At 67.6% G+C, this 25,415-nt stretch carries 28 protein-coding genes and 2 tRNA genes; 12 read left to right on the forward strand and 18 right to left on the reverse strand.

Going from position 1 to position 25,415, the window contains the following annotated elements; all coding sequences use genetic code 11:
• From Q0A27_RS02750 to Q0A27_RS02780, 7 genes are all read right to left on the reverse strand, one after another.
• The coding region (locus tag Q0A27_RS02750; protein WP_291473637.1) for a hypothetical protein at window positions 1-195 on the reverse strand (195 nt) is incomplete at its 3' end.
• 81 nt (window positions 196-276) lie between these two features.
• A complete protein-coding gene (gene nrdI, locus Q0A27_RS02755) occupies window positions 277-723 on the reverse strand; it encodes a class Ib ribonucleoside-diphosphate reductase assembly flavoprotein NrdI (protein WP_291473548.1) in 447 nt (148 codons plus the stop codon).
• Window position 724: 1 nt separating this feature from the next.
• Complete coding sequence (locus tag Q0A27_RS02760; protein ID WP_291473549.1) at window positions 725-2,083, reverse strand: MFS transporter; 1,359 nt, start codon at window positions 2,081-2,083, stop codon at window positions 725-727.
• 146 nt (window positions 2,084-2,229) lie between these two features.
• Window positions 2,230-2,460, reverse strand: coding sequence for a glutaredoxin-like protein NrdH (gene nrdH, locus Q0A27_RS02765; RefSeq protein ID WP_014009257.1), 231 nt, complete (start codon window positions 2,458-2,460; stop codon window positions 2,230-2,232).
• A gap of 419 nt (window positions 2,461-2,879) precedes the next feature.
• Window positions 2,880-3,002: a type B 50S ribosomal protein L36 gene (ykgO, locus tag Q0A27_RS02770; protein WP_005288826.1), complete on the reverse strand. Its 123-nt coding sequence runs from the start codon at window positions 3,000-3,002 to the stop codon at window positions 2,880-2,882.
• A 149-nt stretch (window positions 3,003-3,151) separates the two neighbouring features.
• On the reverse strand, window positions 3,152-3,796 hold the full coding sequence (locus Q0A27_RS02775) for a vitamin K epoxide reductase family protein (RefSeq protein ID WP_291473550.1): 645 nt from the start codon (window positions 3,794-3,796) through the stop codon (window positions 3,152-3,154).
• A gap of 89 nt (window positions 3,797-3,885) precedes the next feature.
• Complete coding sequence (locus tag Q0A27_RS02780; RefSeq protein WP_291473551.1) at window positions 3,886-4,305, reverse strand: hypothetical protein; 420 nt, start codon at window positions 4,303-4,305, stop codon at window positions 3,886-3,888.
• Window positions 4,306-4,526: 221 nt separating this feature from the next.
• On the opposite strand from Q0A27_RS02780, the gene Q0A27_RS02785 reads away from it, so the two are divergent.
• Window positions 4,527-4,599 (forward strand) — tRNA-Ala (locus Q0A27_RS02785).
• A gap of 70 nt (window positions 4,600-4,669) precedes the next feature.
• Here Q0A27_RS02785 and Q0A27_RS02790 read toward each other — a convergent pair.
• The 3 genes from Q0A27_RS02790 to Q0A27_RS02800 all read right to left on the reverse strand — a co-directional run bounded on the left by Q0A27_RS02790 (window position 4,670) and on the right by Q0A27_RS02800 (window position 8,323).
• Window positions 4,670-6,199 (reverse strand): carboxylesterase/lipase family protein, encoded by a 1,530-nt coding sequence (locus tag Q0A27_RS02790; protein ID WP_291473552.1) that lies wholly within the window; start codon window positions 6,197-6,199, stop codon window positions 4,670-4,672.
• 65 nt (window positions 6,200-6,264) lie between these two features.
• The gene (locus Q0A27_RS02795) at window positions 6,265-7,644 is read right to left on the reverse strand and encodes a HAMP domain-containing sensor histidine kinase (protein ID WP_291473553.1); all 1,380 of its coding nucleotides are present in this window, start codon (window positions 7,642-7,644) and stop codon (window positions 6,265-6,267) included.
• A gap of 1 nt (window position 7,645) precedes the next feature.
• The gene (locus tag Q0A27_RS02800; protein ID WP_291473554.1) at window positions 7,646-8,323 is read right to left on the reverse strand and encodes a response regulator transcription factor; all 678 of its coding nucleotides are present in this window, start codon (window positions 8,321-8,323) and stop codon (window positions 7,646-7,648) included.
• Window positions 8,324-8,499: 176 nt separating this feature from the next.
• Here Q0A27_RS02800 and Q0A27_RS02805 point away from each other — a divergent pair.
• Window positions 8,500-8,575: transfer RNA gene (locus Q0A27_RS02805), tRNA-Ala, on the forward strand.
• Between the two features lie 97 nt (window positions 8,576-8,672).
• On the opposite strand, the gene Q0A27_RS02810 is transcribed toward Q0A27_RS02805, so the two are convergent.
• Entirely contained in the window at window positions 8,673-10,088 is a 1,416-nt protein-coding gene (locus Q0A27_RS02810; RefSeq protein ID WP_291473555.1) for an MFS transporter, read from the reverse strand.
• Window positions 10,089-10,190: 102 nt separating this feature from the next.
• Between Q0A27_RS02810 and Q0A27_RS02815 the strand changes: the two genes are divergently transcribed.
• From Q0A27_RS02815 to Q0A27_RS02825, 3 genes are all read left to right on the forward strand, one after another.
• Complete coding sequence (locus Q0A27_RS02815; RefSeq protein WP_291473556.1) at window positions 10,191-11,147, forward strand: helix-turn-helix transcriptional regulator; 957 nt, start codon at window positions 10,191-10,193, stop codon at window positions 11,145-11,147.
• Window positions 11,144-12,016, forward strand: coding sequence for an aldo/keto reductase (locus Q0A27_RS02820; protein WP_291473557.1), 873 nt, complete (start codon window positions 11,144-11,146; stop codon window positions 12,014-12,016). Before Q0A27_RS02815 ends, Q0A27_RS02820 begins: the two co-directional genes overlap by 4 nt.
• A gap of 123 nt (window positions 12,017-12,139) precedes the next feature.
• Window positions 12,140-12,877, forward strand: coding sequence for an SDR family oxidoreductase (locus Q0A27_RS02825; protein ID WP_291473558.1), 738 nt, complete (start codon window positions 12,140-12,142; stop codon window positions 12,875-12,877).
• Window positions 12,878-12,928: 51 nt separating this feature from the next.
• Here Q0A27_RS02825 and Q0A27_RS02830 read toward each other — a convergent pair whose 3' ends face one another.
• Complete coding sequence (locus Q0A27_RS02830) at window positions 12,929-13,549, reverse strand: PepSY domain-containing protein (protein WP_291473559.1); 621 nt, start codon at window positions 13,547-13,549, stop codon at window positions 12,929-12,931.
• Window positions 13,550-13,775: 226 nt separating this feature from the next.
• Window positions 13,776-14,522 (reverse strand): thioredoxin domain-containing protein, encoded by a 747-nt coding sequence (locus Q0A27_RS02835; RefSeq protein WP_291473560.1) that lies wholly within the window; start codon window positions 14,520-14,522, stop codon window positions 13,776-13,778.
• A 217-nt stretch (window positions 14,523-14,739) separates the two neighbouring features.
• Between Q0A27_RS02835 and Q0A27_RS02840 the strand changes: the two genes are divergently transcribed.
• Entirely contained in the window at window positions 14,740-15,144 is a 405-nt protein-coding gene (locus Q0A27_RS02840) for an enoyl-CoA hydratase/isomerase family protein (protein ID WP_291473561.1), read from the forward strand.
• A 3-nt stretch (window positions 15,145-15,147) separates the two neighbouring features.
• Complete coding sequence (locus tag Q0A27_RS02845) at window positions 15,148-16,029, forward strand: 3-hydroxyacyl-CoA dehydrogenase family protein (protein WP_291473562.1); 882 nt, start codon at window positions 15,148-15,150, stop codon at window positions 16,027-16,029.
• Here the strand turns inward: Q0A27_RS02845 and Q0A27_RS02850 are convergent.
• The 4 genes from Q0A27_RS02850 to Q0A27_RS02865 form a co-directional block, all read right to left on the reverse strand.
• Window positions 16,020-16,166, reverse strand: coding sequence for a hypothetical protein (locus tag Q0A27_RS02850; protein ID WP_291473563.1), 147 nt, complete (start codon window positions 16,164-16,166; stop codon window positions 16,020-16,022). The two genes, Q0A27_RS02845 and Q0A27_RS02850, sit on opposite strands and share 10 nt — an antisense overlap.
• 249 nt (window positions 16,167-16,415) lie before the next feature.
• Window positions 16,416-17,651 carry an MFS transporter gene (locus tag Q0A27_RS02855; protein ID WP_291473564.1) on the reverse strand — a complete coding sequence of 412 codons (1,236 nt, stop codon included), beginning with the start codon at window positions 17,649-17,651 and terminating at the stop codon, window positions 16,416-16,418.
• Window positions 17,648-18,313: a FadR/GntR family transcriptional regulator gene (locus Q0A27_RS02860; RefSeq protein WP_291473565.1), complete on the reverse strand. Its 666-nt coding sequence runs from the start codon at window positions 18,311-18,313 to the stop codon at window positions 17,648-17,650. The genes Q0A27_RS02855 and Q0A27_RS02860 overlap by 4 nt, the downstream gene beginning before the upstream one ends.
• Window positions 18,314-18,370: 57 nt before the next feature.
• Window positions 18,371-18,640 (reverse strand): hypothetical protein, encoded by a 270-nt coding sequence (locus Q0A27_RS02865; RefSeq protein ID WP_291473566.1) that lies wholly within the window; start codon window positions 18,638-18,640, stop codon window positions 18,371-18,373.
• 22 nt (window positions 18,641-18,662) lie between these two features.
• On the opposite strand from Q0A27_RS02865, the gene Q0A27_RS02870 reads away from it, so the two are divergent.
• The 3 genes from Q0A27_RS02870 to Q0A27_RS02880 all read left to right on the forward strand — a co-directional run bounded on the left by Q0A27_RS02870 (window position 18,663) and on the right by Q0A27_RS02880 (window position 22,410).
• The gene (locus Q0A27_RS02870; protein WP_291473567.1) at window positions 18,663-19,154 is read left to right on the forward strand and encodes a hypothetical protein; all 492 of its coding nucleotides are present in this window, start codon (window positions 18,663-18,665) and stop codon (window positions 19,152-19,154) included.
• A 92-nt stretch (window positions 19,155-19,246) separates the two neighbouring features.
• A complete protein-coding gene (locus Q0A27_RS02875) occupies window positions 19,247-20,947 on the forward strand; it encodes an AMP-binding protein (RefSeq protein WP_291473568.1) in 1,701 nt (566 codons plus the stop codon).
• 194 nt (window positions 20,948-21,141) lie between these two features.
• Window positions 21,142-22,410 (forward strand): glycosyltransferase 87 family protein, encoded by a 1,269-nt coding sequence (locus Q0A27_RS02880; protein WP_291473569.1) that lies wholly within the window; start codon window positions 21,142-21,144, stop codon window positions 22,408-22,410.
• Here Q0A27_RS02880 and Q0A27_RS02885 read toward each other — a convergent pair.
• Window positions 22,350-23,237, reverse strand: a complete 888-nt coding sequence (locus tag Q0A27_RS02885) for a cutinase family protein (RefSeq protein ID WP_291473570.1) — start codon at window positions 23,235-23,237, stop codon at window positions 22,350-22,352. The two genes, Q0A27_RS02880 and Q0A27_RS02885, sit on opposite strands and share 61 nt — an antisense overlap.
• Window positions 23,238-23,425: 188 nt before the next feature.
• Between Q0A27_RS02885 and Q0A27_RS02890 the strand changes: the two genes are divergently transcribed.
• Window positions 23,426-24,316, forward strand: a complete 891-nt coding sequence (locus Q0A27_RS02890; protein WP_291473571.1) for a GDSL-type esterase/lipase family protein — start codon at window positions 23,426-23,428, stop codon at window positions 24,314-24,316.
• A 204-nt stretch (window positions 24,317-24,520) separates the two neighbouring features.
• Window positions 24,521-25,387 (forward strand): MarR family transcriptional regulator, encoded by an 867-nt coding sequence (locus Q0A27_RS02895; protein WP_291473572.1) that lies wholly within the window; start codon window positions 24,521-24,523, stop codon window positions 25,385-25,387.
• The last annotated feature ends 28 nt before the right edge of the window (window positions 25,388-25,415 follow it).

Consider the following 25,415-nt stretch of genomic DNA (forward strand, 5'->3'; position numbering starts at 1 on the left):
CTCCAGGTCATGGAAGTAGACCGTGTTCTGGTTGACGTGCTGGAGGAAGTACTGGTTGGCGGCTTCCCGGTCCTTGTCGAACTGGATGTTGCCGTTGCTGTCGTAGAGGTTCAACATCGCGTTGAGCGAGTGGTAGTCCAGCTGTTCCGTCTGGGCCACCGGCTCTGCGACGCTCTTTCCGAGATCCGTGGTCATCATTCCCCGTTCATAGTTCTGTCTGCTCATGTCTACCGGTTATCGGCCGCTGCCGCATGTATTACTGGTCAACTGTCTGGCTCAGGTCACGGTCTGCTCCCACGTGGCGTCCGCCCGGCACGCCGCCTCGAACTCCGCCAGGCCCTCGCGGACCCGGACGACGTCCTCCTCGTTGCCCATCAACTCGAACCGGTAGAGGTACGGGACGTGGCACTTCGCCGCGATGACGTCCCCTGCCTTGCAGAAGTCCGCGCCGAAGTTCAGGTTCCCGCCGGCGATGACGCCACGGATCAGACTCCGGTTGCACTCGTCATTGAGGAACTGGATGACCTGTTTGGGCACCGGACGCGAGAGGTCGCCGGTGATCGACGCCCCTCCCCCGTACGTCGGGCAGATCAGCACATAGGGTTCGTCGACGCGCAGCGGTTCATCGCCACGACGCAGCGGGATGCGTTCAGCCGGCAGGCCGAGCTTCGCCACGAAGCGCTCCGTGTTCCGTGTGGTCGACGAGAAGTAGACGATGAGCATGTCAGTTCCTTTCTGTGTCGGAGAGGTCGGCGCTGGAGTCCACGACACCGAAGCGGGCCGGGACATAACGCAGGAACGCCGGTACGAAGGCCACGGCGATGAGGACGCCGACGATGACGAGGACGCCACCGACCGCCGTCGCCGGTCCGGCGCCGATCCACGAGCCGATCCAGCCATGGAGCATGTCCGCCAACCGCGGCCCGCCCGCCACCACGATGAGGAAGACCCCCTGGAGGCGCCCACGCATCCGGTCGTCAGCGGCCTCCTGGAGCATGGCGTTGCGCTGTACCGAGGAGAACATGTCCGCGGTGCCACCCACAAGGAAGGAGATCACAGCCACCCAGGCCCACAGTCCGGCCTGCCCGTCAGCGAAGGTCACCGCCAGGCCCATGACGATGATCGCCGCACCCCAGCAGATCACCGAGACGACGATGCCGAGGCCCTGACGCCGGGCCCGGGTCACCGCTCCGGAGAACACGCCGCCGAGGACCGCGCCGGCCGGCATAGCGGCCATGAGCAGGGCATAGAAGAGTCCACCGTCGCCGGACTCACCGAAGTCGACGGTGGAGATCTCGGGGATGAGGGCGCGTGGCATACCGAAGGTCATGGCGATGATGTCCACGAGGAAGCTCATGAGCAGCAGCGGCATGGCCCAGAGATAGACGAAGCCGTCGAGGACGGACCGGAAACCGCCACGGTCGCCCGCGGCGTCCTTCCCGGAATCCTTACCGGAGGACGCCGCGTCCGTCGGCGGCATCGCCGGCAGCTTCAGCACCGCCCAGAGGGTGGAGAGGAGACAGACGGCGTCGATGAGGTACAGCCAGGCGAACCCGGTGACCGGGACGAGCAGTCCGCCGAGGATCGGGCCGAGGATCGCGCCTGCCTGGGTCACTGTCATGTTCAGCGAGGTCGCCGCGCCGATCTTGCCCAGCGGGACGATGCGGGCGATGACCGCGGTGCGGGTCGGCTGGTTGACCGCGAAGAAAGCCTGCTGGACGGCGAAAACGCAGAGCAGCAGCCACACATTGTCCAGGCCGGACGCCGCCTGTGCCCAGAAGGCCACGGCGGTGACGATCATGCCGACGGTGGTGATGCGCAGCAGCTTCGTGCGGTCCATGCGGTCGGAGAGAGCACCACCGTAGAGGCCGAAGATGACCAACGGGACCAGGCCGAAGGCCCCGGCCAGACCGACGTAGGCGGAACTGTCGGTGATGTCGTAGATCTGCAGCGGGACGACGATGATGTTGAGCTGCGCACCGATGACGGTGATGATGTTGGCCGTCCACAGGCGGCGGAAGTGAGGATGCTCGAGCGGGGTCGTGTCAGCGAGCAGGGAGCGGAGCAGTCCGGATGCCGGCAAGGATAGGGCCTCTCACTGAAGTCACGGGGTGGATCGGATGTCGTCGGTGTCCGACTGTGTCCGACAGTTGCGGAAAGCCGCACCATGACGAAAGGAGCAGACGCCGACCGGCGCATGCTCCCTGTGTCTCGGGTGTGACCGGAGGGTCAGGCGGCCTGGGCGGCCATCTCCTTGATCCGCTCCGGGCGGAAGCCTGACCAGTGCTCGCCGGCGGTGACGACCACCGGGGCCTGGAGGTGCCCGAGAGCCATCACGTAGTCACGGGCCTCGTCATCGATGCTGATGTCGATGAGCTCGTAGTCCAGACCTGCCTTGTCGAGGGCGCGCTTGGTGGCGGTGCACTGGACGCAGGAGGGCTTCGTGTAGACGGTGATCATCGTGACAACTCCTAGAAGGTTGAGACTGCGAGGTTGAGACTTCTGCTGACTGCACGGTGCCGTTCGGAGAGGGCAGCCGATGTGATGGTCGGAGACCGTCCGGGAAGTTCCCTGAACAGGTCCCCGCCCGGCCTTGCGATGACGTCGACCCTACACAGCTCAGAGACAGGGCACAACCTCCCTGGCCACGAGATGTTGGGGTAATTACACGCCTTAAATACCATATATAGTGGTACTGATCGGCAAAGGCGCAGGTGGCCAGAGGGGGTCGGCACTACATGTTGGGGCTCAAGAACACTCATGTAATTCCATCACCGTGAGTTGAGCGCCGGGCACCACCCCACACAGACGACAGCACCCCCTGCCCGTCACCGTGAGGTGACTGACAGGGGGTGCTGTTCGGCTCGAAGAACCGGCGATCAGCCCTGGCGGGCCTTGAAGCGCGGGTCCTTCTTGTTGATCACGTAGACCTTGCCGTGGCGGCGAACGACCTGGGCGCCCGGCTTGTTCTTCAGCGACCGAAGGGACTTGCGGACCTTCATCGGGCGCTCCTTTCCTCGTCATGGGCCCCGACGCCTGATGACGACCGCGGCTTGATGTAAAACAGACAGACCCGGAAAGAAACCGGGTCATGGCACATCGGAACACTTTAGCCCGATGCGGCCGAGTAACCAAACTCGACCGGCCACGCTCAGGCGAACTGGACCAGGATCAGCACGACGAACGCGGCGTACCAGACGACCTGCACCACCGTCGGCATGATCCAGCCGCCGGAGAAGGAGTACCGGTCGGCACCGTGGATCCCCGCGGCGTCCCGCTGCCTCTCCCAGACGATGTGCACCAGCGTGATGAGGAACAGCGGCAGTACCACGGCCCACACCACCATGCAGTAGGGACACAGCGCGTCAATCTCGTAGACCGCCTCATAGGCGAGCCAGTGGACGAAGCCGACGGCGAAGACGAGACCGGCGAGGAAGCCGTACCAGAACCACGCCCGGAACTTCGCCCCCGCCAGCAGCGCGACACCGATGGTCAGCACGACACCGAACCCGAAGAGCCCGATGAAAGGGTTCGGGATCCCGAAGGCGGACGCCTGGTCCGACTGCATCACGTCGGTACAGGAGATGACGTCGTTGATCGTGCAGGCCGGAACGAAGTCCGGGTTCTTCATGATCTCGATCTTGTCGTACATGATCAGACCTGACATGTACAGGCCGATCGCCCCGAAGAGCGTCACCACCAGTCCGTAGAGGCGGGAAGCGCCCCAGAATCCGGTGTCCGCACCCTCCGTCACCGGCGCCTGTGCCGCCGGTCCGTCTGTCGTCTCGTGACTCATACTGTCCGATCCTTGCAGAATCTCCCGCCCGGGAGGCAACGGAGCGGGGTTACAACCGCCGCGTCACCCCCGGTTGAGACTGCTTTCACCTACTGCGCATCCTTGGCCAGCGCACGGAGTCCGCACCCTGCGGTCACAGCGAGGACGCCGGTACCGGCGGCGAGACCGGAGACCCCGAAGGAGAGGACGGAGGTCAGTAGGGAGGAGCGGACGTTGGCGGCCATCAGGGCGGTCTCGCGCTCCGGGGCGTCCATCGGCAGCTCGGCGAAGGGCTTGCCGCCGCTCATGGCCAGGGCGTGCCTGTTGACGATGTCTGCCTGGGCGTAGGCGGTCACCGGGTCACCGACCTTCTTACCGGCGAGTGACTTCACGTCAGGGTGCACGGTGATGTTCTCGGCGAGGAGCTGCTGGCGCACGGCGGCGTAGCCGGCGACACCGGCGGCGATGAAGCCGTAGCCCGCAAGGGAGAGGGTGCGCGCCGAGCGGCGGATGGAACGATTCTTGCTCATGGGAAAGTCCTTTATGTGAAGAGAAGTGAACGCATGCCGTTCTACCACCACCGACCGAGATAGGCGACACGTCAACTACTTTTGAAGACGCCACTTCCGGGCACACTGCATGTGATCCACCACAGTGCAGGCCAGACCACCTGCAGGTTTGCCGATTCCTGCCGGGGTCCTGTAGATTTCAATCCGTTCGCAACGATGTCATTACAGACTGACATGCGTGCGGGGCTATGGCGCAGCTGGTAGCGCACCACACTGGCAGTGTGGGGGTCAGGGGTTCGAGTCCCCTTAGCTCCACAGAACACGCAGAACCCCCGGTCGGAAGAAATTCCGACCGGGGGTTCCGTCGTGCGCAGACACCAGCACCTCAGCTGAACAGCGCAGCCCACGCTTCCCGACGCTCCGACTGGGGATCAGCCTCCACCCGGGTACCACCGTCTGAACGGCCGTCGAGCACCAGGACCTCGCGCTGCGCCGCCGAGTAGTGCGGCCACCCTTCCCCCGGCTCCCCGTCCCGGGCGAAGGCCAGCCAGCGGTCCATGATCCGACCGGCGAAGACCACGTCCCGGTCGTCCGCGGACGCTCCCTCTGCCTGCAGCACCGCCGCCACCCGACCGAAGACGAAGGGGATCTCCGCGCCGTGGGCGGCACCCGGACCGCCGAAGCGTGGATCGGCGGAGACATGGTCGAAGCGGTACATCCGGGTCGGCGCGACCGCGGCATGGGCATCGGCGAACACGGTGGACGGGTACCAGAAGACCATGTCGCCGCCGACCTGCGCGGAGACCTGGGGGTCGTCGAATCCGGGATAGGCCGCGACTACGCCGTCTGCTGCGGCGGAGACCCCCATCGTCCGACGCACCGTGTCCGGCAGGACAGGAAGGAGCTCCGCACCACTCTGTTGCGCGCCGACGAGGAAGAGCGCCCCCTCCGAGGCATTCGTCCCGATGACCAGGGGCACCCTCGCCTGACGTCCGGACAGGAAACCGGGCAGCAGCGCCACAGGCAGGGACTCATCGTCCACCGTCGGGCCGTAGATCAGCCGGCCAGGGTCCGTCTTCGCGGTCTCCGCCGTCAGCCGCAGGGACGCCGCGAGCAGCTCGTCGGCGGAACAGTCGACCAGCGCGGCGGCCGCCTCGGCGGGCGTGGCGTCCTCCCCGGCGACGATGCCGGCGAGGCGGCGGGCGTCCTGCGCATGGACCTTCGCCGGGGTACCGGCCACGGCCGGGGATTCGGCGATGACGCGGTGGAACAGCCCCCGGGCCTCCGGCATACACATCAGTGACAGGACCGAGGAACCGCCGGCGGACTCACCGAAAAGGGTGACATTGTCCGCGTCGCCGCCGAAGGCCGCGATATTGTCGCGGACCCACCGCAGTCCGGCTATCTGGTCATGAAGACCGATATTGGACTCGAATACATGCTCCGGGGTGGTCAACGACGACAGGTCGAGGAAGCCCCACGACCCGACCCGGTAGTTCACGGTGACGACGATGACGTCACCACGGGCGGCGAGGTAGCGTCCGTCATAGTTGCGGGACGCACCGACAGTGAACGCGCCGCCGTAGATCCACACCATCACCGGCAGGTCAGTCGCGCCCCCGGCCGGTCGGACGATATTGAGGGTCAGACAGTCCTCGTCGGTGACGCCGTTGTCGCCCACCCCACCATTCGTCTCAGGCTGCGCCGGCTGCATCGGAGACGGACCCCAGGTGGTGGTCTCCAGCGGCTCATCCCGGCATGCGGCCGGCTGCGGGCGCCGGAACCGCAGTTCGCCGACGGGCGGCGTCGCATAGGGGACGCCGTTCCAGGCGGCGGTCGCCCCCTGGCACACACCGGTGACCGGCCCTTCGGCGGTCGGGACGGTCAGATTCCCGTTGTTCACGGACCCGCTCACAGTGCCTTCTCTCCACGCTGACAGTTACCTCACCGAAAGTAGCAGTGACTGAACACGGTTTCAGGCTATTCGCGAGTATCGGCCGGGAGGTCGACGGTGAACGCTGCGCCTGCGCCCTCCCCTCTACCGTCACCGGCGGTGACCGACACCGTGCCGCCGTGCGCCTCCACCACGTCGCAGACGATGGCCAGGCCCAGTCCGCTGCCGCCGACGTCCCGGGCACGCCCCTCGTCCAGGCGGGTGAAGCGGTCGAAGATCCGCTCCCGGTCCTCCGGTGGCACACCTGCGCCGTCATCGGCGACAGTCAACAGCACCCTCTCCCCCAGCTCCGTCGACTCACCGCGCACCCGGAGCTCGACGCGTCCTTCCGCATGCCGGGAGGCATTGTCGACGAGGTTGCGGACCACCCGGGCCAGCAGCCGGTCATTGCCCTCGACCCGGCCCGGCCCGACGCCGGAGGTGTCGACCTCCACGGCGGTCGACCTCTCACCTGGACGTCCGCCCGTACGACGCAGCCGGTCAGCCTCCCGCAGGACCAGATCGTCCAGGTCCACGGGCGCCGTGGGAGGACGCTGCCCCTCGTCGAGCCGGGCGAGCAGCAGCAGCCCCTCGACGAGGTCCTGCATCCGCTCCCCTTCCGCGATCACGACCTCCCCGAGTTCCCCGGTGGGCACCGTCTCGGGGTGGGCGACGGCAAGCTCGGCGTACTGACGCATCGTCGCCAGGGGCGAGCGGAGCTCATGGGAGGCGTCACTGACGAAGCGGCGCTGCACCGCCTGGGACTGTTCGAGTCGGCCGAGCATCCGGTTCATCGTCGCGGCCAGGGCACCGAGTTCATCATCACCGGCATCCACCCGCCGGGACAGATCCGAGGCCTCGATACTGTCGACCTGCCGGCGCAGCCGCTCCACCGGACGCAGGGCGCGCCCGGTGACGACCCACACCACGAGGCCTACGAGCAGCACCATCAGCGGCACCGTCACGACCAGCAGCGTCGTCGTCGCCGAGACGGTGTCATCGACATGCTCCATCGGGCGTGCGACGGCCAGCGTCCCGGCGTCCGTGTCCTCCGTCGCGGCAAGCCAGGACTCGTCGTCGACGGTGACCGTCGTGGCGTCCTCCCCGTCGGTGCCGGCGAGTTCTGCCGCGTCCTCATCGTTGACGACCTCCGTGCCGCCCCTGGTCTGCAACCGGACAAGCAGGTCATCGTCGATCCCGGACACCACCGCCGCTGCCCGGTCCGGGGACGCCTCCAGCTGCGACTCCAGGGAGTCCAGGTCCTGGTACACGGATTCGGCGACCGAGTCGGTGAGTACCCGGCCGAGCACCGGCACCGCGATCACCGCGGCCACGATGAGGATGACGGCGACGAAGAGCGTCGCCCCGGCGGTGACGCGGGCCCGGATCGAGCGGACCGGGCGCAGACCCCGGAAAAGCCTGCCCATGTCAGCCCCCGTTCCGGTCGAGCCGGTAGCCCGCGCCGCGAACGGTCCCGATCGCCGCACGACCGAAGGGCCGGTCGACCTTGGCCCGCAGGTGGCCGATGTAGACCTCGACGATGTTGGCGTCCCCGTCGAAGGACCCGCCCCAGACATTGGCGAGCACCTCCTGTTTGGTGACGACCTCGCCGGAGTGGCGCAGCAGAAAGTCGAGCACGGCGAGTTCCCGGGCGGTCAACGGGATCTCGTCATCGCCACGGTAGGCCTGCCGGGCCGCCGGATCGAGCCGAAGATCACCGGCAGAGAGGATCTCAGGGCGTCCCCGGGAGCCGCGACGGACCATCGCCCGCAGTCGGGCGACGAGGACCGGGTAGGAGAAGGGTTTGGTCAACCAGTCGTCGCCACCGGTGTCGAGCCCCTCGACCTCGTCCCACTCCCCGTCCTTAGCGGTGAGGAAAAGCACCGGGGTCCAGTTGCCGTCCTCACGCAACGCCTCGCAGACGCGGTAGCCGTTCATGCCGGGCATCATGATGTCGAGGACGATGGCGTCGTAGTCGGCGTCAGACGCCATGTCCAGACCGGTGACCCCGTCGTTGGCGACATCGACGACCATGCCCTCCGCCTCCAGACCACGCCGGACACCGGCGGCGAGCCGCACCTCATCATCCACCACCAGTATCCGCATGGAGGTTATTCTCCCACGGTCCAGCTGAAGTCCAGCTGAAGTCCCGCTGAACCGACCCGCAACACCCATCCCTACCCACATCGATGTGGCTGGACCTGGCTATTTGTCGGAAGGTGTCGGAGTGTTGTACGTTATCCCTCGTTCGCATCGCGGTCTTCACGGACCACCACGCGTGCGGGGCTATGGCGCAGCTGGTAGCGCACCACACTGGCAGTGTGGGGGTCAGGGGTTCGAGTCCCCTTAGCTCCACCATTGACGACGTACCCGGACCCCCGACATGCACCAGCGTGTCGGGGGTCAGTGCGTTGACGGCCAGGCTGCTCCCTCGGAACTCTGCGGCGGAGTACAGTCACGCCGGTGTCGTCATCCTCCGGCTGCGCACCTCGGACGGAACGATCAGCGCCAGCGACGCGATGACAGCGACGGCGATCATGACAACACCACCGGCATAGGCATCGACGACGCGCCCGGACAGCGTCGATGCGCCGGCTGCGACGGAGGTCAGGACCGCGACGCCGAGCGTGGAGCCGAGTTGGTGGGCTGTGTTCACGAGGCCGGATGCTGCGCCGGCGTCCCCGGGACGGGCTCCCGCGACTCCGGCGGAGGTGATCGGCCCGAAACCGAGGCCCTGGCCGAGGCCGAGGAGGACAAGGGGACCGACAGCACCGGCCACGAACGACGTGTCGGGGGTGATCCGGCTGATCCAGGCCATCCCGACGAGGACGAGGATGAGTCCGCCGAGGAGAAGAACAGAATTGCCCCACCTGCGCGTGAGCCGTGGGACCAGCAGGGACGAGCAGAACTGGACGAGGCTCATGGGCAGGAACCCGAGGCCGGCCTGAAGGGGTGTCCAACCGTAGACACCCTGGAAGTACTGGGTGGTGAAGAAGTAGAACGCAATCATCGTGCCCGCGAACAGCAGACGGGCGATCGCCGCTCCGGAACGCCCGGCACTGGCGAACAGCCGCAGCGGCAGGATCGGCTGCCTCGCTCGCCACTCGTTGAGCATGAACAGTGCCAGGACCGACGCCCCGATGGTCATCGGCCAGATCGCGAACGGGTCTCCCCACCCGCTTTCCCCGGCATTGATGATGCCGTAGACCAGTGCACCCATGCCGAGTACGGAGGTGGCGGCACCAATGAGGTCGAAGCGGCCCCGTTCGGTCTCGAAGGACGGCAGGAAACGCAGCGCGAGGATGACCATGACGACGGCGACGGGCACGTTGATGAAGAACCCTGCCCGCCAGGAGACCCATGAGGCGAGCGCTCCGCCGACGACGAGGCCGAGACTGGCGCCGAGACCGGCGGTGGTTCCGTAGGCCGCCGTGGCACGGGTGCGCTCGTGGCCGGCAGGGAACAGGGCGGTGATGAGAGCCAGCGAGGACGGAGCGACGATTGCCGCACCGATGCCCTGGAAGGCCCGGGCAGTGACGATCCAGGCGGCGTTCTGCGCCACGCCGACGAGAAACGACGCCAGACCGAAGAGTGCGAGACCGACGATGAAGACCCGGCGTCGACCGAGGAGATCGCCCAGTCGCGCACCGAGAAGAAGAAGCCCGCCGAACACGAGCGTGTAGGCGTTCTGCGCCCACGCCAGCCCGGTCGGTGACAGTCCGAGGCCAGCCCGGATCTGCGGCAGTCCGGTGAAGATGATCGAGTTGTCCAGCACGACCATGAAGTAGGAGACCAGCACGATCGCCAGGATCATGCCGGTGCGTACCCCACGTGTCGTCAGGGGTTCGACGGGGGAAAGAGAGGAAGCCATGCCACCACTTGACGCCGTCGGCCCGGGGACGGGGAAGTTCCGTTCCGTCCATGTACTGGCGGTACACCCCGACAGCAGGAGAACGCGCTTACCGTTGACACCATGGACCAGCACACCGATGTGGGAAAGTTCCTCCGCAGCCGACGTGACAGGATAGCGCCCGAGCAGGTGGGCCTCATCGGCGGCGGTCGCCGCCGGGTGCCCGGGCTGCGCCGGGAAGAGGTCGCGATCCTGGCCCACATCAGCGTGGAATACTACGCGAAGATGGAACGCGGCGACCTGCGCGGCGTGGCCCCGGTCATCCTGGACCAGGTGGCCATGGCGCTGCAGCTGGACGATGCCGAGACCGATCATCTGCACGACCTGGCCCGCGCCGCCGACCCCCACCCGCCCAGACCACGCAAAGCCAGCTCCGAGGGACCGGTACGACCGAGCCTGCAGCGTTTCCTCGACGCCGTCACCGGCGCGCCGGTCTGGGTGCGCGACCGGCGCATGAACGTTATCGCGACCAACCAGCTCGGCCGGGCACTGTACCGCCCTCTCCTGGAGGACGCCGACGGTCGCGGGAACACCGCACGGTTCATGTTCCTGAGCCCTGCGGCACGGAGCTTCTTCCCCGACTGGGAGCAGGGCGCCGACGACATCGTCGCCACGATGCGCACCTACGCCGGGCAGAACCCCCGCGACACGGCGCTCACCAATGTCATCGGTGAACTGGTCACCCGATCCGATGCCTTCCGGCAGCGATGGAGCACGCACGATGTGCGGCACCATCGCACCGGCATCAAACGCATCAACCATCCCGACGTCGGTGATCTCGAACTGGTCTACGAGGCGATGCACCTGCCCGCGAATCCCGAGTGGTTCATGTTCGGCTACACCGCCGGGCCCGGCAGCCCGACCGAGGAGCGTCTCACGCTCCTGGGCAGCCTCAGCGCCACCGCGGCGCCCCCGGCGACCGAGCAGAGCGCACCTCCCGCAGACCCGCCGCGTCACCCGGACGGCACGGTACCTGACGGCAGCGCGATGCTGCCCACGACAAGAAAGAGAAGATCATGAACATCACCCTGAACAACAGTGTGGAGATGCCGGCCCTCGGATTCGGCGTCTTCCAGACCCCGCCCGAGCAGACCGTTGACTCCGTCGTCGAGGCGCTGCGGGTGGGCTACCGGCTCATCGACACCGCCGCCGCCTACTCCAACGAGCGCGAGGTCGGTGAGGGCATCCGCCGCTCCGGTCTGGACCGCAGTGAGGTGTTCGTTGAAACGAAGATCTGGATCAGCGACTACGGCTACGACGAGACACTGCACGCCTTCGAGAAATCCGCGGGCAAGCTAGGTGTCGAGACGATCGATCTACTCCTGCTGCACCAGGCGGTGCCCACCGACTTCGACCGCACGATCCATGCCTACCGGGCCCTGGAGACTCTCCTGGCCGATGGCCGGGTCCGCGCGATCGGCGTCTCGAACTTCATGGCCGAGCACCTCGACGCGCTGCGGGAACACACCGAGATCGTGCCGGCGGTGAACCAGATCGAGGTGCACCCGTACTTCACGCAGCAGGCGGTGCAGGAGGCCAACCGCGCCCAGGGCACGGTGACGCAGGCGTGGTCGCCGATGGGCGGTATCACCGCCAACCGCGGCAGCGGTACGAGCACCTTCGAGGACACGACGATCGGCGAGATCGCGACCGCGCACGGCAGGACACCCGCCCAGGTGATGCTGCGCTGGCACCTGCAGCAGGGGCGGTCGGCGATTCCGAAGTCCGTGAACCCGGCGCGGATCGCCGCGAACGCCGATGTCTTCGGATTCGAGCTGACGGGCGAGGAGCTGGCCCGCATCGACGCCCTGGACACCGGGGTGCGCGGCGGTCCGGAGCCGGAGGACGTCACCCGCGAGGCGTTCTGGCGCGACATTCCCGAGGCCTGAGCGGGTCCACGGTGCGCGTCGCGCGGGTCGCCGGCGCTACGACGTACAGAACTGCACGCGACTGAAGAACAACAGTCATCCGGCAGAAACCTCGACAGCCTCGACAGTAAGGAACCCCGTCCCATGAGCACCATCTCTGACCACGCCCGCCGCACCGCAGTGATCACCGGCGCATCTTCCGGCATCGGCGCGGCGACCGCGCGCGCCCTGCATGGCGCCGGGTACCGGGTCGCGCTGCTCGCCCGCCGCGCCGATCGTATCGACTCTCTCGCTGACGAGCTCGGCGACGGCGCGACCGCGATCATAGCGGACGTCACCGACCGGGACTCTCTCGTTGCCGCGGCGCAGCGGGTGAAGGACGAACTCGGTGGCACCGACGTGCTCGTCAACAATGCCGGGGTCATGCTCCTCGGCCCCTTCTCCCCGGAACGTCGTGAGGACTACCGGACGATGGTCGAGGCGAATCTGCTCGGTGCGATCACCACGACCGAGGTCTTCCTCGACCAGCTCAGGGACGGCGGCGGCGATCTGGTGAACATTTCCTCGGTCGCCGGGCGCACCGCCCGCCCCACGAATGGCGTCTACGCCGCCACCAAGTGGGGCATCAACGGCTGGTCGGAGTCGCTGCGCCAGGAGCTCCTGCCGGATGTGCGCGTCACCCTCATCGAACCCGGCGTCGTGGACACCGAGTTGCCCAGCCACATCACCGACAATGCCACGCGGGAGACGGTGCAGGAGATGTACGACGTCGCCCGGGTAACCCCCGGGGAGATCGCCGAGGTCATCGCCTTCATCCTCTCCCGACCCCGGCACCTGGCCATCAACGAGGTGCTCCTGCGTCCTGCTGACCAGCTCGGCTGACGAGTCCGGCTGACCCGTCCGGCCGATATCCGGGTGCCCGGTGACGTCAGATCAGTCGTCCAGGTCGGCGCGCAGGACGTCACCGGAGGACGCGTCGATGACGATGTCCCATTCCTGGGTGCCGTCGATGACGGTCGCCTCCCAGACGACGGTCCCGCCGTCCCGGTCAAGGTCAAGGGAGTGGAGGGTGCCGGGCTTCTCGGCGAGAGCGGCGTCGACCGCCTCGGCGGCGGTGACTGACGGGGCTTCGCGCTGCTCGGCGTCCAGATCTGTCGACCGCTCGCCGGCGATCTCACCGGTGGCTGCGTCCACCGTCATCTCCACGCCCTGACCGTCGACGACGAGGGTGATCTCCCAGGCGCGGCTGTCCTCCTCATCGACCTCCACGGCATAGGAGCCCGGCTTCGCGTCCAGCGCGGCCTCGAGAGCGCCGGCCGCGTCCACCGCGGAGGTCCGGGCATCGGTGTGGTCTGAACTGCCACTGCCGTCGGATCGTGAGGTGGTCGTGGCAGCGGTGGATTCCGTCCCCGAGGTGTCGGCGGGGGCTTCCCGGGTCACGGTGACGGTCGAGTCAGCGTCGTCGGAATCGTCACCGCAGGCGGCGAGGACACCGATGCCGAGGAGGGATGCGGTAAACGCTGCGAGGGTGGTGCGGGTGTATCGGCTGTTCATCGGACTACCTCCGGTGGTCTGGGGGGGGGTGAATGCTGTTGTCCGTCATGCTACGGACGCCCTGCTGAACGCCACCTGAAGACGCCACCCCCGACCGCTACCCCACCGCGTCAGGTACCCGGTCCGCGAGCAGAGACGGGTCGTCGCAGCTGCAGGCGGAGACCGACGGCCCCTTTCCCCGAAGCGGGAAAGGGGCCGTCGAACTGCGAGCCTGAGGCGTCGTCGGTCAGCCGACGACGTCCGGGACCCAGTCAGCCATCTGGGTCTGGGTGTCCATCTCCGGGTCCTTCTGGAGCTGGAATTTCTCATCGTTGACGTACAGGGATGGAGTGCCCGAATCCTCGCCTTCCTTGTCCTGCAGCCGTTCCATGTTGGATTCCAGCACCGACTGGTAGGTGTCCCGGACCGACTCATCACGGATTGCGGAGACAGTGTCGGCATCCACACCGAGGTTCTCCGCAGCGTCTGCGAAATCATCGAAGCTGTAGCCGGAGATGTCCGTGCGGTTCATGAAGGCCCAGTCGTGGAACGCCCAGAACGCTTCGGCGTTGCCGGAGTCCGCGATGGCCATGGCCACTGCGCCCGCGACGGTCGAATGTCCGCCCTCGCCGCCGTCCAGGAAGTTCACCGTGTTGTAGCGCATGGTGATCTTGCCGTCGTTGAGGGCGGCCTTCAGGGACTCGTGGTCAGCAGTGACCAGGTCAGAACAGAAGTGGCAGCTGTAGTCCTCGTAGAGGTCTGCGACCGGTGCATCATCTGCGACAGCGTCGGAGGCGAGCACGATGTTGCCGTCTTCGACACCGACGGAGAAGTTGACGTTCTCAGCCGGGGCGAGCCCCTCATTGCTGGACTTGCTGTCGCGGCCCTGGATGACCACCACGGCGATGACGACGACGGCGATCACGACGATCGCCACGAGTCCCCAGAGGAAGCCGTTGCTCTTCTCGTTCGGGGCCTTGATCTTCTGGCTCACCTGAATCCTGCTCTTTCTTCGTGTGCATGTGCCCGGTCAGCACTGCTGTACCAGCGTCCACCCTATCCCCCGGGACACGTCAACCACCAGACATGCGGGTCCTGTGAGCACAGTTGACAGGAAACCGTCAGCGGCAACCCACCCTCGGGGAGACCTCGCCCGCGCCATTCCCTTCGAAAGGGTGTGAAAAGGAATGGAACTGAACCATACTTCAGGGATGACCTTCTCCACCCTGACTGTCGAGACCACCGACACCCACACGCTCGTCCGCCTCAACCGCCCCGAGGTCCGCAACGCCGTCGACCAGGCCATGGTCGATGGCCTGCACGCCGTCTGTGACGAGCTGGAAGACGATCCCCGCGTCCTCGTCATCACCGGTTGTGAGGTCGAGGGACGCAACAGTCCCAAGGGAATCTTCGCTTCCGGCGCGGACATCACCCAGCTGCGCGATCGGCGCCGGGCGGACGCACTGGCCGGCATCAGCTCCCGGATCTTCGACCGCATCGCCACGCTCGCCATGCCGGTCATCGCCGCCGTCGACGACCTCGCCCAGGCCATCCTTTTCGAGTCCGAGGCGAAGTTCGACCGTATGCAGGCTTTCATCGACCGAAAGAAGAAGTAGAACATGACTGACACGACCCTCCCCACCGGTCTCCCCGCACACGTCGGCGTCCTCGGTGGCGGACGCATGGGTGCCGGGATCGCCCACGCTTTCCTCGTCTCCGGGTCCGAGGTGACGGTCGTCGAGGCGAACCCCGACGCCGCCGACGCCGCCCGGGACCGCGTCCTCGACCAGGTGCAGGCCTCCGCCGACCGCGGCAAGCTCGCCGATTCGGTCGAGGACGCCGCCTCCCGCCTGACCGTCACCTCCGATGTCGCGGACTTCGCCGGATGCAGCCTGGTCATCGAGGCCGTGCCCGAGGACATGGGCATCAAGACCGCCGCACTGGAGAGCGTCGCCGAGGTCGTCGGCACGGACGCCTGGCTGGGGACGAACACGTCTTCCCTCTCCGTCGACGAGCTCGCCCAGGCTGTCGGTGAGGTCACCGGTCACCCGGAGCGGATCTGCGGTCTGCACTTCTTCAACCCGGTGCCCGCATCGAAACTCATCGAGGTCATCATCGCGGACGCCTCCGCCGGGGAACTGCGTGAGCTGGCCCCGCAGTGGGTCACCGCACTGGGCAAGACCCCGGTCGTGGTGAAGAACCGGCCCGGGTTCGCGTCCTCCCGCCTGGGACTCGCCCTCGGACTCGAGGCGATGCGCATGGTCGAGGAGGGTGTCGCCTCCGCCGAGGACATCGACAACGCGATGACGCTGGGCTACAAGCACCCGGTGGGCCCGCTCGCGCTCACAGACATCGTCGGGCTGGATGTCCGCCTCGGTATCGCCGAATACCTCTCGGAGGAGCTGGGTGACCGCTTCACCCCGCCGCAGATCCTGCGCGACAAGGTCGCCGTCGGGGAGCTGGGCCGCAAGTCCGGCAAGGGCTTCTACGACTACAACTGACGGCCGGGCGGAGTGAGCAGTCCCGGCATCCGCCGGGCGACCACCGGGGTCAGCCGCGGCACGAGCGCGAGCACCGTCGCGGTGGTGACCACGAGTCCCAGTGCCAGCCCGGACAGCGCGTCGTGGACGTAATGCACGCCTGAGGCGACCCTGCTGAACGCTTCCACCGCCGCCAGCACGCCGGACCGGGCCGACGAGCCGCCGCGCCCGCAGCAGCGCCTTACCGAGTCCGACAGGGGACGCCGACGGGACCGTGGTCACGGTGGAGACGACTGTGCCGCCGGGATGGACGGGGTGGTCCGTACTGAAGCGACCCGTGTGTGAACCCGTGGCGGGACAGGCCAGGCGGCGTCCCCCGATGAGACGAACCGACCTCCGCAGGCAGCTCAGTCGACTGTCCGGTCACGTCCGGCGAGAAGACCCGCCACCACCAGGCATCCGGACAGCACGAGCAGGACGGCCATCGGCGGCGTCCACGATCCGGTCGCATCGTGCAGGGCACCGACGGCGACCGGCCCCACCGCCGCGAGGATGTAGCCGAGGCTCTGTGCCATACCGGACAGGGATGCCGCGGTCCGGTGTGACCGGGCGCGCATCCCGAACAGCGACAGGGCGAAGACTATCGAAGATCCGCCGCCGATACCGGCGACACACGCCCACACCACCGTGGCACCCGGCGCGAGCATGATCCCCAGGTTCGCTACCACCAGGACCAGCGCGATGCATGCACCAAGCACCTGCTGGTTGCGCAGCCGGGCCAGCAGTGCCGAGCAACCGAGACTGCCGCCGATGCCGAAGATGCTGAACAGCACGAGGTGCAGACCGGCAGTGGTGTCGCTGATGCCGGCGTCCTGTTCGATCGAGGGAAGCCAGGTGATGAGCACGTAGTAGTTGGTGGACTGCAGGCCCATGAACGCGGCGACCTGCCAGGCCAGCAGGGAGCGCCACAGCGGAGGACCGGGATGGACAGTGTGGCCGGTGTCCGTCGGCACGAGGCCAGGAGCGTCCGTGGCCTCCTCCGTCGTCTCTCCAGCCTCCCGCCACATCAGCGGCAGCAGGACGCCGACCGCGATCAACGCCAGCCCCGCCCACATGGCGGCCGGCAGCCGCCAGCCCAGTCCGGTGAGTCCGGCGATCGGGACGGCGACACCGGAGGCCACGGCGGCAAACCCGGACTGAACTGCGGAGTAGGCGCCGGTGACCTGTCCGATCTTCGTGGGGAAATCGCGCTTCACCCAGGAGGGCAGCACCACGTTGAGCACCGCGATCGCCACACCGATGAGCAGCGTGCCGACCCACAGCAGCACAGTGGGCGGGGTGGAGCGGACAACGAGTCCGACGGCGAGGACTCCCAGTGCCACGGCGATGGTGCGCTCCAGGCCCAGTCGGAGTGCGACCCGTGGCACGAACGGGGAGACCACGGCGAACGCCAACAGCGGCAGGCTGACCAGGAAGGACGCAGCGGAGGACGAGAGTCCCAGGTCGTCACGGATGTTGCTGAGGACCGGACCGACAGTGGTGAGGGCGGCGCGGAGGTTCCCGGCGACGAGCAGGATGCCGGCGATGATCAGGATGGTGGGCGCATGGCGTCGGAGGGTCGGAACCGTTGTGTCGGCCGTCATGAGAGAGCCTCCACCAGTGCGATGAGGTGGTCGGCGGCAGCGGCGGCGGCACCCGGGTCGTGGGCGGCGACCTCGGTGACGACCGCCTCGTGGGCTGCGGTCATCTCGGCGGTCTCCCGGGCCATCCCGACATTGTGCAGGGCGAGCTCATTGCCACCGACACCCCGGTAGAGCTCGGCGAGCAGGGCATTGCCCGAGGCAGCCATGAGCATGCGGTGGAAGCCGATGTCCGCGGCGGTGAAGGCGTCCTCGTCCCCGTCGGCGAGAGCGTCAGAGCGGACGGCCAGAGCAGATCGCAGCGCGTCGACCTGCTCCGGGGTCGCACGCAGTGCCGCGAGCCGGGCACCCTCACGTTCCAGGATCGCACGGACTTCGGCGACGTCCTGCTCCCGGTCGCGGTCGATGTGCCGGGCGAGCGTGGGGGCGAGATCGCTGGTGTCCGTGACATAGGTGCCGTAGCCGGCGCGGGAGGCGAGCATCCCGGCGTGGACTAGTGCGCGGACAGCCTCACGGACACTGTTGCGGCTCACGCCGGTCTCTTCGGCGAGGTCCTTCTCGGTCGGGATGAGCGACCCGACGGGGAACTCCCCGGCGGCGATCCGGTCACGGAGCTGGTCAGCGACCTGTTCCGACCTGGTCTGTACTGGTTCGATCCTGGGCATGGCCGCCATCCTACGTGATAGTGCCAAATGTCCTACATTTGAGTCCGCCACTGCGGATCAGGCGACGCCCAGCGCTACCGCGACCACGAGGAACCACAGCGGCGTGACCACGAGGAAGACCCGCTCGGCGAGACCGGGCCAGCGGCGACGGAGCTTCGGAAGGATCCGGGCGGCGAAAAAGACGTAGAAACTGACGCGCACCGCCCACCGCATCGCCTCCTGCAGGCCCGCCGGCAGCACCAGGGTGAGATCGCGGCGCACGAGGTGGAGGTGGAGGAAGAGACTGAAGCGGATGACGATCAGACAGGCCGCGAGAACAGCGGCCACGGTGGCGAGGACAGTGTCTGTGGTGTCTGTGGTGTCTGTGGTGTCTGTGGTGGACGCCGTACGTGATCCCGAGATGCCCCCGGCACAGCTCATGGGCGTCGTGCAGTCGACGGTGCTCGGCCTGCCGACTGCGGCGGGCCCGGCGACATCCACGACATCACCCGCAACCCCGACCGGAACCCATGGATCCCCCGTCACCGCGTCCGACATCGTCACCACCATGGAATGGAATCCGGGCGCGGAGGATGCGACGGCCGCACTCGACATTGAACTGGACCGCATGGCCGGGTGGGGTCTCGCCCCGGACATGGAGACCGCACTTGTCTACGCCCGCGCCGCGGACCAGGTCGCACAGTTCGAGATGGAACTGCCACCGCCGCACAATCTCACCCGTGACCGCCTCGCGCACTTCGTCGCCCGGGGCGTGTTCGGATACTCGCAGTTCCTGCAGCGCCCGCTCGCCGTGGCACAGGGGTCGGCGGCCCTGAATGCAGCCCGGTCGCCCGACAACTGACCACGCCACCCACACAACCCCGCTCCCCACAACCCCCGCACCGCTACAGTGGCACGCACCACAACTTTCGTCCCGACAAGGAGACCATCCCGGTGTCACGATCCGCACAGTCCTCACTCACCCCGTTGCGCTTCCTCGACCGCTCTGCCCAGGTGCACCCCGGTAAGACCGCCTGCATCGACGGCCCCCGCCGCATCACCTTCGCCGCGATGAGGGCGGACGCCGTGAAACTGGCCCGGGCCCTGCGACGCCGCGGGCTGCGCCCCGGCGAACGGGTCGGAATGCTGGCATCCAACAGTTACGAGGCCCTGCTCGCCCAGTTCGCCGTCCCGCTGGCCGGCGGCGTCCTCGTGGCGATCAACACGCGTCTGGCCCCCGCCGAGGTCCGCTACATCTGCGACCACTCCGACATCCGCATCCTCTTCGGTGAGCAGGACCTCATCCTCGCCTCGCGTCGCACCCTCGGATCCGCCGGACTGGTCGACACCTTCGTGCTCATCCACAACGCCGACGGATCCCAGCCACAGCCGAAGCACCCGGACGCCGGCACCGTGACCACCTGGGACGAGTTCCTCGATGAGGGTGTCCATCATGAGGAGGACGCGGACGACGACACGACCTTCCCCTTCACCGTCGATGACGAGGACGCCGCCATCGCCATCAACTACACCTCCGGCACCACGGGGCGACCCAAGGGCGTGGTCTACACCCACCGCGGCGCCTACCTCAACGCCCTCGGCGAGGTCACCACCCAGGACCTCACCCGCGACACGGTCTACCTGTGGACCCTGCCGATGTTCCACTGCTCCGGCTGGTGCACGGGCTGGGCGGCCATGGCGGTCTCCGCCACCCAGGTCGCGCTGCGTGCTGTGCGGGGACCCGAGATATGGGACCTCATCGACACCGAGGGCGTAACCGCCATGTGTGGCGCCCCGGCGGTACTCTCCACACTCGTCGGCGCAGATGAAGCACACCCGGCCGAGGGCCTGTCCGTCGTCACCGCAGGTGCCCCGCCGAGCCCGACGATCATCGAGGCCTGCGAGAACCTCGGCATTGTCGTCACCCACGTCTACGGACTCACCGAGAGCTACGGCCCCTACACCGTCTGTGAGCCCCAGCCGGACTGGGCCGACCTGCCCGTCGCCGGTCGGGCGAAACTCAAGGCCCGCCAGGGCGTCCCGATGATCACCAACGCGGACGCCCGCGTCGTCGAGATGGTCCCCACCGGCGCCCCGCCGGACACCGTCCTCGTCGACGTCCCCGCTGACGGAGTGACGATGGGCGAGATCGTGCTCGGCGGCAACGGCGTGATGAAGGAGTACTTCCACAATCCGGACGCCACCGCCGAGGCCTTCGTCGGTGGCTGGTTCCACTCCGGTGACCTCGCCGTGAAACACCCGGACGGTTACATCCAGATCCTCGACCGGGCCAAGGACGTCGTCATCTCCGGTGGTGAGAACATCTCCACCATCGAGGTCGAGCAGGCCGTGATCAGCCACCCCGCCGTCGACGATGTCGCGGTGATCGGCGTCCCCGACGAGAAGTGGGGTGAGCGACTGCGCGCCTATGTCGTCCTCACCCCGGGTACCGACGCCACCGGGGACGCCGCGGCACAGGTGGAGCAGTCCGTCATCGACCACTGCCGGGGCCAGATCGCCGGCTACAAGGTGCCCCGCGACTACCGCGTCCTCGACGAACTCCCCCGCACCTCCACCGGCAAAGTACGCAAGAACGCACTGCGCGACGACGCCTGGGCCGAGCACGAGGACGAACACGGACAGCGCGTGAACTGACCGGCCCCATCCTGTGTCGGCGGGGTGAACCGAACCTGTGAGTGTTCACCCCCGCCGGTGCCGCCTCACCGGAGACTCTGCAGCGCACTGGTAATTGTGGGAGATATGTCCCTGACCGAAACTCCCGGCGGCACCACTGAGGCTGCCCCCGGACCTCTCCACGGTCCTCCCGTCGTCCCCGTGCGGCGCTCTGGGTGGTTCTGCTCGTCCTCGCGCTGGTCGTCCTCAAGCGGGACACCAACCCCTTCATCTTCGGGGAGCGGGGACTCAATCTCTTCCGCCTCTCGCCGGACTTCATGGTCTACTACACCGCCGGTGAGCACCTGAACAACGGACAGGGGGTGTACGACGGCGGACTGTGGGGATTCCTGCCGTTCACCTACCCGCCGTTCGCCGCCGCGGTCTTCCGGATCCTGCCGCTGTTCCCACCGATGAACGCGGCGATCCTCTGGGCGATGGCCTGTGCCGGGTGCCTCGTCGCAGTCACCATCGGCGTCCTCGTGCAGCGTGGCTGGCGACCGGATGCGGGCACCGCCGCCCTCGGCGTCCTCGCAGCGTGCGGGGCGATGTCGCTGGCGCCGGTCCGGGAGAGCTTCTTCTACGGGCAGATCAACCTGGTCCTCATGCTGCTGGTCTCACTGGACTTCCTGCGACGCCGGGACCGCTTCAGCGGCATCGGGGTCGGCCTCGCCGCAGGGCTGAAACTCACACCCGCGATCTTCATCGGGGTGATGCTGCTGCAACGTCGCTTCCGGGATGCCGCGGTCGCCACCGGAACCTTCCTCGCCACCGTGGTCATCGGCCTGGTCATGGTGCCGGACGCCACGAAGTTCTGGACCTCCGCCCTGTTCGACGACTCCCGCATCGGCGCCCTCGACAACCCCGGCGCCCAGTCGCTGAAGTCGACGGCGGTGCGCTGGATCGGCCACGAGGGCACCGGAGCGACCCTGCTGTGGCTGGTGCTGGTGGTGGTCATCCTCGCTGCGGCGGCGCTGGCGGTCATCGCCGCCTCCCGACGCGGCAACGACGCACTGGTCATGGCACTGGGCGGGATCACCGCCTGCCTCATCTCCCCGTTCTCCTGGCACCACCACTGGGTCTGGCTGGTGCCGCTGGCGCTCTGCCTGGTCGACCTAGCGGTCCGGACCGCAGAGAAGACCGCCGCGCGTGCCGGTATCGGGGGATGGTGGGTGCCCCAGGCCGGCGTCCTTGTCGGAGCGGCGGTCGTGGCGCTGGTCATGCTGCCGTACGTCAGCACGACCTTCTACTTCAACCTCACCTACTGGGTCATGCAGGAGAAGGGCGCCTGGGGCGCGACCTGGTACACGTGGCAGGGAGCGCTGGTCGTCCTCATCGCCGGGGTGGTGTCGCTGTGGCTGCTGCGCCGCGACAGCCGTGACGGTCAGGCCATGTGGCCGCGGAGGAAGCCCTCACCGCGGGAGAAGCTGCCGGTCGCGGAGTAGCTGTTGGTGTGCAGCCAGGTTCCGGGCAGGACGCCGATGAGCGTCTCGAAGGCGAGGGACTGACGCTGGTCACCCGGGATGGCGGTCAGCCCCTGGTAGCCTCCGCGGGCCGAAACACCGAGGAAGGCCTCCCGGTTCGCGCGGACGTCACCGGTCCAGGTGTCGGAGTCACAGGTGAAGTCACCGCGGTCACAGACGTCCATGATCCGGTCACTCACCGAGCCGTAGGCGCCGGAGAGGTCGCCGAGGATGCCGGTGCCGGGGGTTGCCGTGCCACCCTGGGCGGTCGTCCTGCCCCGGTAGGGGTTGGCCTGGAAGACCCCGGAGCCGAAACGCTCCGGGGAGACCGGGCCGTTGCCCTGACCGATCTCGGCGGCGACATGGGCCGCAGCGTCCGCCCCGAGGGAGTAGCCGTAGAGGCTGATCTTCGCACCGGGACACTCTGCGGCGGTGCGTCGGACCAGGTCCCGGGTCTGGCTGGTGGCGTCCGCGGCGGCGTCGAGGTAGTCACGGGCGACAAAGGCGCCGGAGTTGTAGGAGACCGTGCGGCTGGTGGAGCGGCCGATCTGGTCGACCCGCGCCCCCATGTCCGCGGTGTAGCCACCGACCGGGAGGTTCTCCGGAATGCCCTCCACGGAGTTACCGCCGCCGGGGACGATGATGACGATGCTCGGCTCGCACCGCGGGAGGACCGGGGTGGCGACCGGTCCGAGGGAGACACTGGATGCCCCGGCGGCGGGGGCGGTCAGCAGGCTGACACCGGCTGCGAGGACGGTAGCGGTCGCGGCGACCACGGTCGCACGACGACGGTTCGGGAAAAGGCGCATAGGTGATGAATCTATGGGGTGAGGGGACCCTCCACAACTGGAACCGGTTGTCTGCAGGGGTGATTTCGGCGACACTTTCCCTCCCCCGCCACATAGTCGCTGGCCAGGGTTTTCATCAACGGAGGTAACTTTCCCGGGCGAATGTGCGATGGTATGACAATTGTACTGACGCTTCGAGAAAGGCACTCATGCACGCGCGCCACAAGACCGACAAGCCTGCTTCCCGCATCCGGCGGCGGATCGCCGGGACGGTGGCGGCCACCGTCTCCGCGGCAGCCCTCATCGCCGGCGGTCTGGCCGTGTCCGGCAACGACACCCCGACCGCGGAGGCCGCTCCGGGCGCCCTGACCGTCTTCGGCGACTCCTACGCCTCCAACCCGGACTTCTGGGTGACCTACGGCCTGGCTCCGGACGACAACTACCCCCGTACCGGCGGCTGCGTGCAGTCCCCGAACAACTGGCCGCGGAAGCTGGCGGCCCAGACCGGTCGCGTACTCAACGACTGGTCCTGCAACGGCCACACCACCGGTGACGTGATCAACCGCATCGAGGCCGCCAGGAATGCCGGCGCCCTCAACGGCGGGACCGGCACCGTGGCCGTCGCCGTGGGCATGAACAACTACGGCCCGTGGGGCTACTTCCACGACGGCAACAATTTCCTCGATCCGGGCGTGGTTCGCTCCACCTACATCCGGGACATGCACACCATCGCGAACAAGATCCGCAACTACGCCCCCAACGCGAACATCGTGATGCCGGGCATGCTGCAGATCAGCGGCAACAGCATGGTCTGCCCGCTCAACGTCATCCCCGAGTTCCCGCTGGGTCTGCCCGTGCCGGTGCTGGGCGATGTGGAGCGGTGGCTGCAGGCCACCCAGCGTGACGCCGCCCGTGAGATCGGAGCGACCTTCGTCGACGTCCGTGCCGCCTCGGCCGGGCACGACACCTGTTCCACCCCGGACGCCGAGCGGTACGTGGCGGGCGTGGTGGACACCACCACCCCGAACTACAACTTCCTCTTCCACCCCTCCGACAAGGGAAGCCAGCTCATCGCTGACCTGGTCAAGCCGCACATGTAGGGCTTGACCTACGGGGCTCGTCCCCCGCAGTTCACACTGCATCGTCCGACGCCCGCGTCATCTTCCACTTCCGGAGAGGACGCGGGCGTCGACATATCTGCAGTGACCTGCGCATACCGATAATTAGTCAGGTGCCTGTTGACTTTGTCAGGTACCTGCGTATCATGTTGATAGTCAGGTACCTACACACCTCAAGGAGAGATCATGACTGGCATCAACAACACCACCGGGAACACCGCCGAACTCGCCGCCCGGCTGTTCGTGCTCATGCGCGCCGCCGACCGGGAGCGACGCCGCGATGACGGCACCGTGGAGGAACACGAAGGACACAGGGGGCACGGTGGCGGCCGCGGACGCGGCGGGCGCGGCGGCTTCCGTGGGGAGATCCGCTCCGGCCAGGGCCGGGTGCTCGGCATCCTCGCCCTGCAGTCCCCGCTCCCCCAGAAGAACCTCGCCTACATGCTCGGTGTCCGCCCCCAGTCCCTCAGCGAACTGATCGCCAAGCTGGAGACCGCGGGACTGGTCACCCGGGAGCGCGATGAGAACGACCGCCGGTCCTTCCTCATCGAGCTCACCGAGACCGGTCGCGAGGCTGCGTCCGAGATCGACGCGTGCACCGGAGAGGATCCGTTCGACGTACTCACCGATGAAGAGCGGGAGACGTGGTGCACCCTCACCACCAAGGTGACTGATGCACTGGAGGAGAAGTATCCGGAGATCGGCGAGCGGGCCAGGCACTTCCGCGAGGCGGGCCGGGAGTTCGGTCGCGGTCCCGGGTTCGGTCCCGGGGTCGGACCTGGTCCACACAGTAGACCCCACGGCGGACCCCACGGTGGGCCGAACTGTGAGCCTGAGGACGGCCCCGGGCGCGGTCGACGTGGACACAGCCGGCCCGACGGCGAGCGTCCCCACCGTCGCGATGAGGCGGAGTTCCGGGAGTACCGCGAGACCCGCGAGTACCGGAGCGGACATGGACACCGTGGACGCCGTGGACACCGCGACGGCCGGGGACACGAAGGCTTCGGAGGGTTCCGCGGCTTCGGTCGCGGCATGACCCCCGGCTTCGCCTGACTCCTTTCAGCGAGCCGAAACCACAGGG

This window comes from Corynebacterium sp. (assembly GCF_022712275.1).
Lineage (GTDB): Bacteria > Actinomycetota > Actinomycetes > Mycobacteriales > Mycobacteriaceae > Corynebacterium.

Coding starts and splice junctions, on each gene's coding strand:
- Q0A27_RS02810 (WP_291473555.1), bottom strand. CDS start 10,088: ATGGCTTCCTCTCTTTCCCCCGTCGAACCCCTGACGACACGTGGGGTA.
- Q0A27_RS02815 (WP_291473556.1), top strand. CDS start 10,191: ATGGACCAGCACACCGATGTGGGAAAGTTCCTCCGCAGCCGACGTGAC.
- nrdH (WP_014009257.1), bottom strand. CDS start 2,460: ATGATCACCGTCTACACGAAGCCCTCCTGCGTCCAGTGCACCGCCACC.
- Q0A27_RS02895 (WP_291473572.1), top strand. CDS start 24,521: ATGACTGGCATCAACAACACCACCGGGAACACCGCCGAACTCGCCGCC.
- Q0A27_RS02885 (WP_291473570.1), bottom strand. CDS start 23,237: ATGCGCCTTTTCCCGAACCGTCGTCGTGCGACCGTGGTCGCCGCGACC.
- Q0A27_RS02845 (WP_291473562.1), top strand. CDS start 15,148: ATGACTGACACGACCCTCCCCACCGGTCTCCCCGCACACGTCGGCGTC.
- Q0A27_RS02890 (WP_291473571.1), top strand. CDS start 23,426: ATGCACGCGCGCCACAAGACCGACAAGCCTGCTTCCCGCATCCGGCGG.
- Q0A27_RS02860 (WP_291473565.1), bottom strand. CDS start 18,313: ATGCCCAGGATCGAACCAGTACAGACCAGGTCGGAACAGGTCGCTGAC.
- Q0A27_RS02855 (WP_291473564.1), bottom strand. CDS start 17,651: ATGACGGCCGACACAACGGTTCCGACCCTCCGACGCCATGCGCCCACC.
- Q0A27_RS02840 (WP_291473561.1), top strand. CDS start 14,740: ATGACCTTCTCCACCCTGACTGTCGAGACCACCGACACCCACACGCTC.
- Q0A27_RS02825 (WP_291473558.1), top strand. CDS start 12,140: ATGAGCACCATCTCTGACCACGCCCGCCGCACCGCAGTGATCACCGGC.
- ykgO (WP_005288826.1), bottom strand. CDS start 3,002: ATGAAGGTCCGCAAGTCCCTTCGGTCGCTGAAGAACAAGCCGGGCGCC.
- Q0A27_RS02830 (WP_291473559.1), bottom strand. CDS start 13,549: ATGAACAGCCGATACACCCGCACCACCCTCGCAGCGTTTACCGCATCC.
- Q0A27_RS02800 (WP_291473554.1), bottom strand. CDS start 8,323: ATGCGGATACTGGTGGTGGATGATGAGGTGCGGCTCGCCGCCGGTGTC.
- nrdI (WP_291473548.1), bottom strand. CDS start 723: ATGCTCATCGTCTACTTCTCGTCGACCACACGGAACACGGAGCGCTTC.
- Q0A27_RS02820 (WP_291473557.1), top strand. CDS start 11,144: ATGAACATCACCCTGAACAACAGTGTGGAGATGCCGGCCCTCGGATTC.
- Q0A27_RS02775 (WP_291473550.1), bottom strand. CDS start 3,796: ATGAGTCACGAGACGACAGACGGACCGGCGGCACAGGCGCCGGTGACG.
- Q0A27_RS02780 (WP_291473551.1), bottom strand. CDS start 4,305: ATGAGCAAGAATCGTTCCATCCGCCGCTCGGCGCGCACCCTCTCCCTT.
- Q0A27_RS02795 (WP_291473553.1), bottom strand. CDS start 7,644: ATGGGCAGGCTTTTCCGGGGTCTGCGCCCGGTCCGCTCGATCCGGGCC.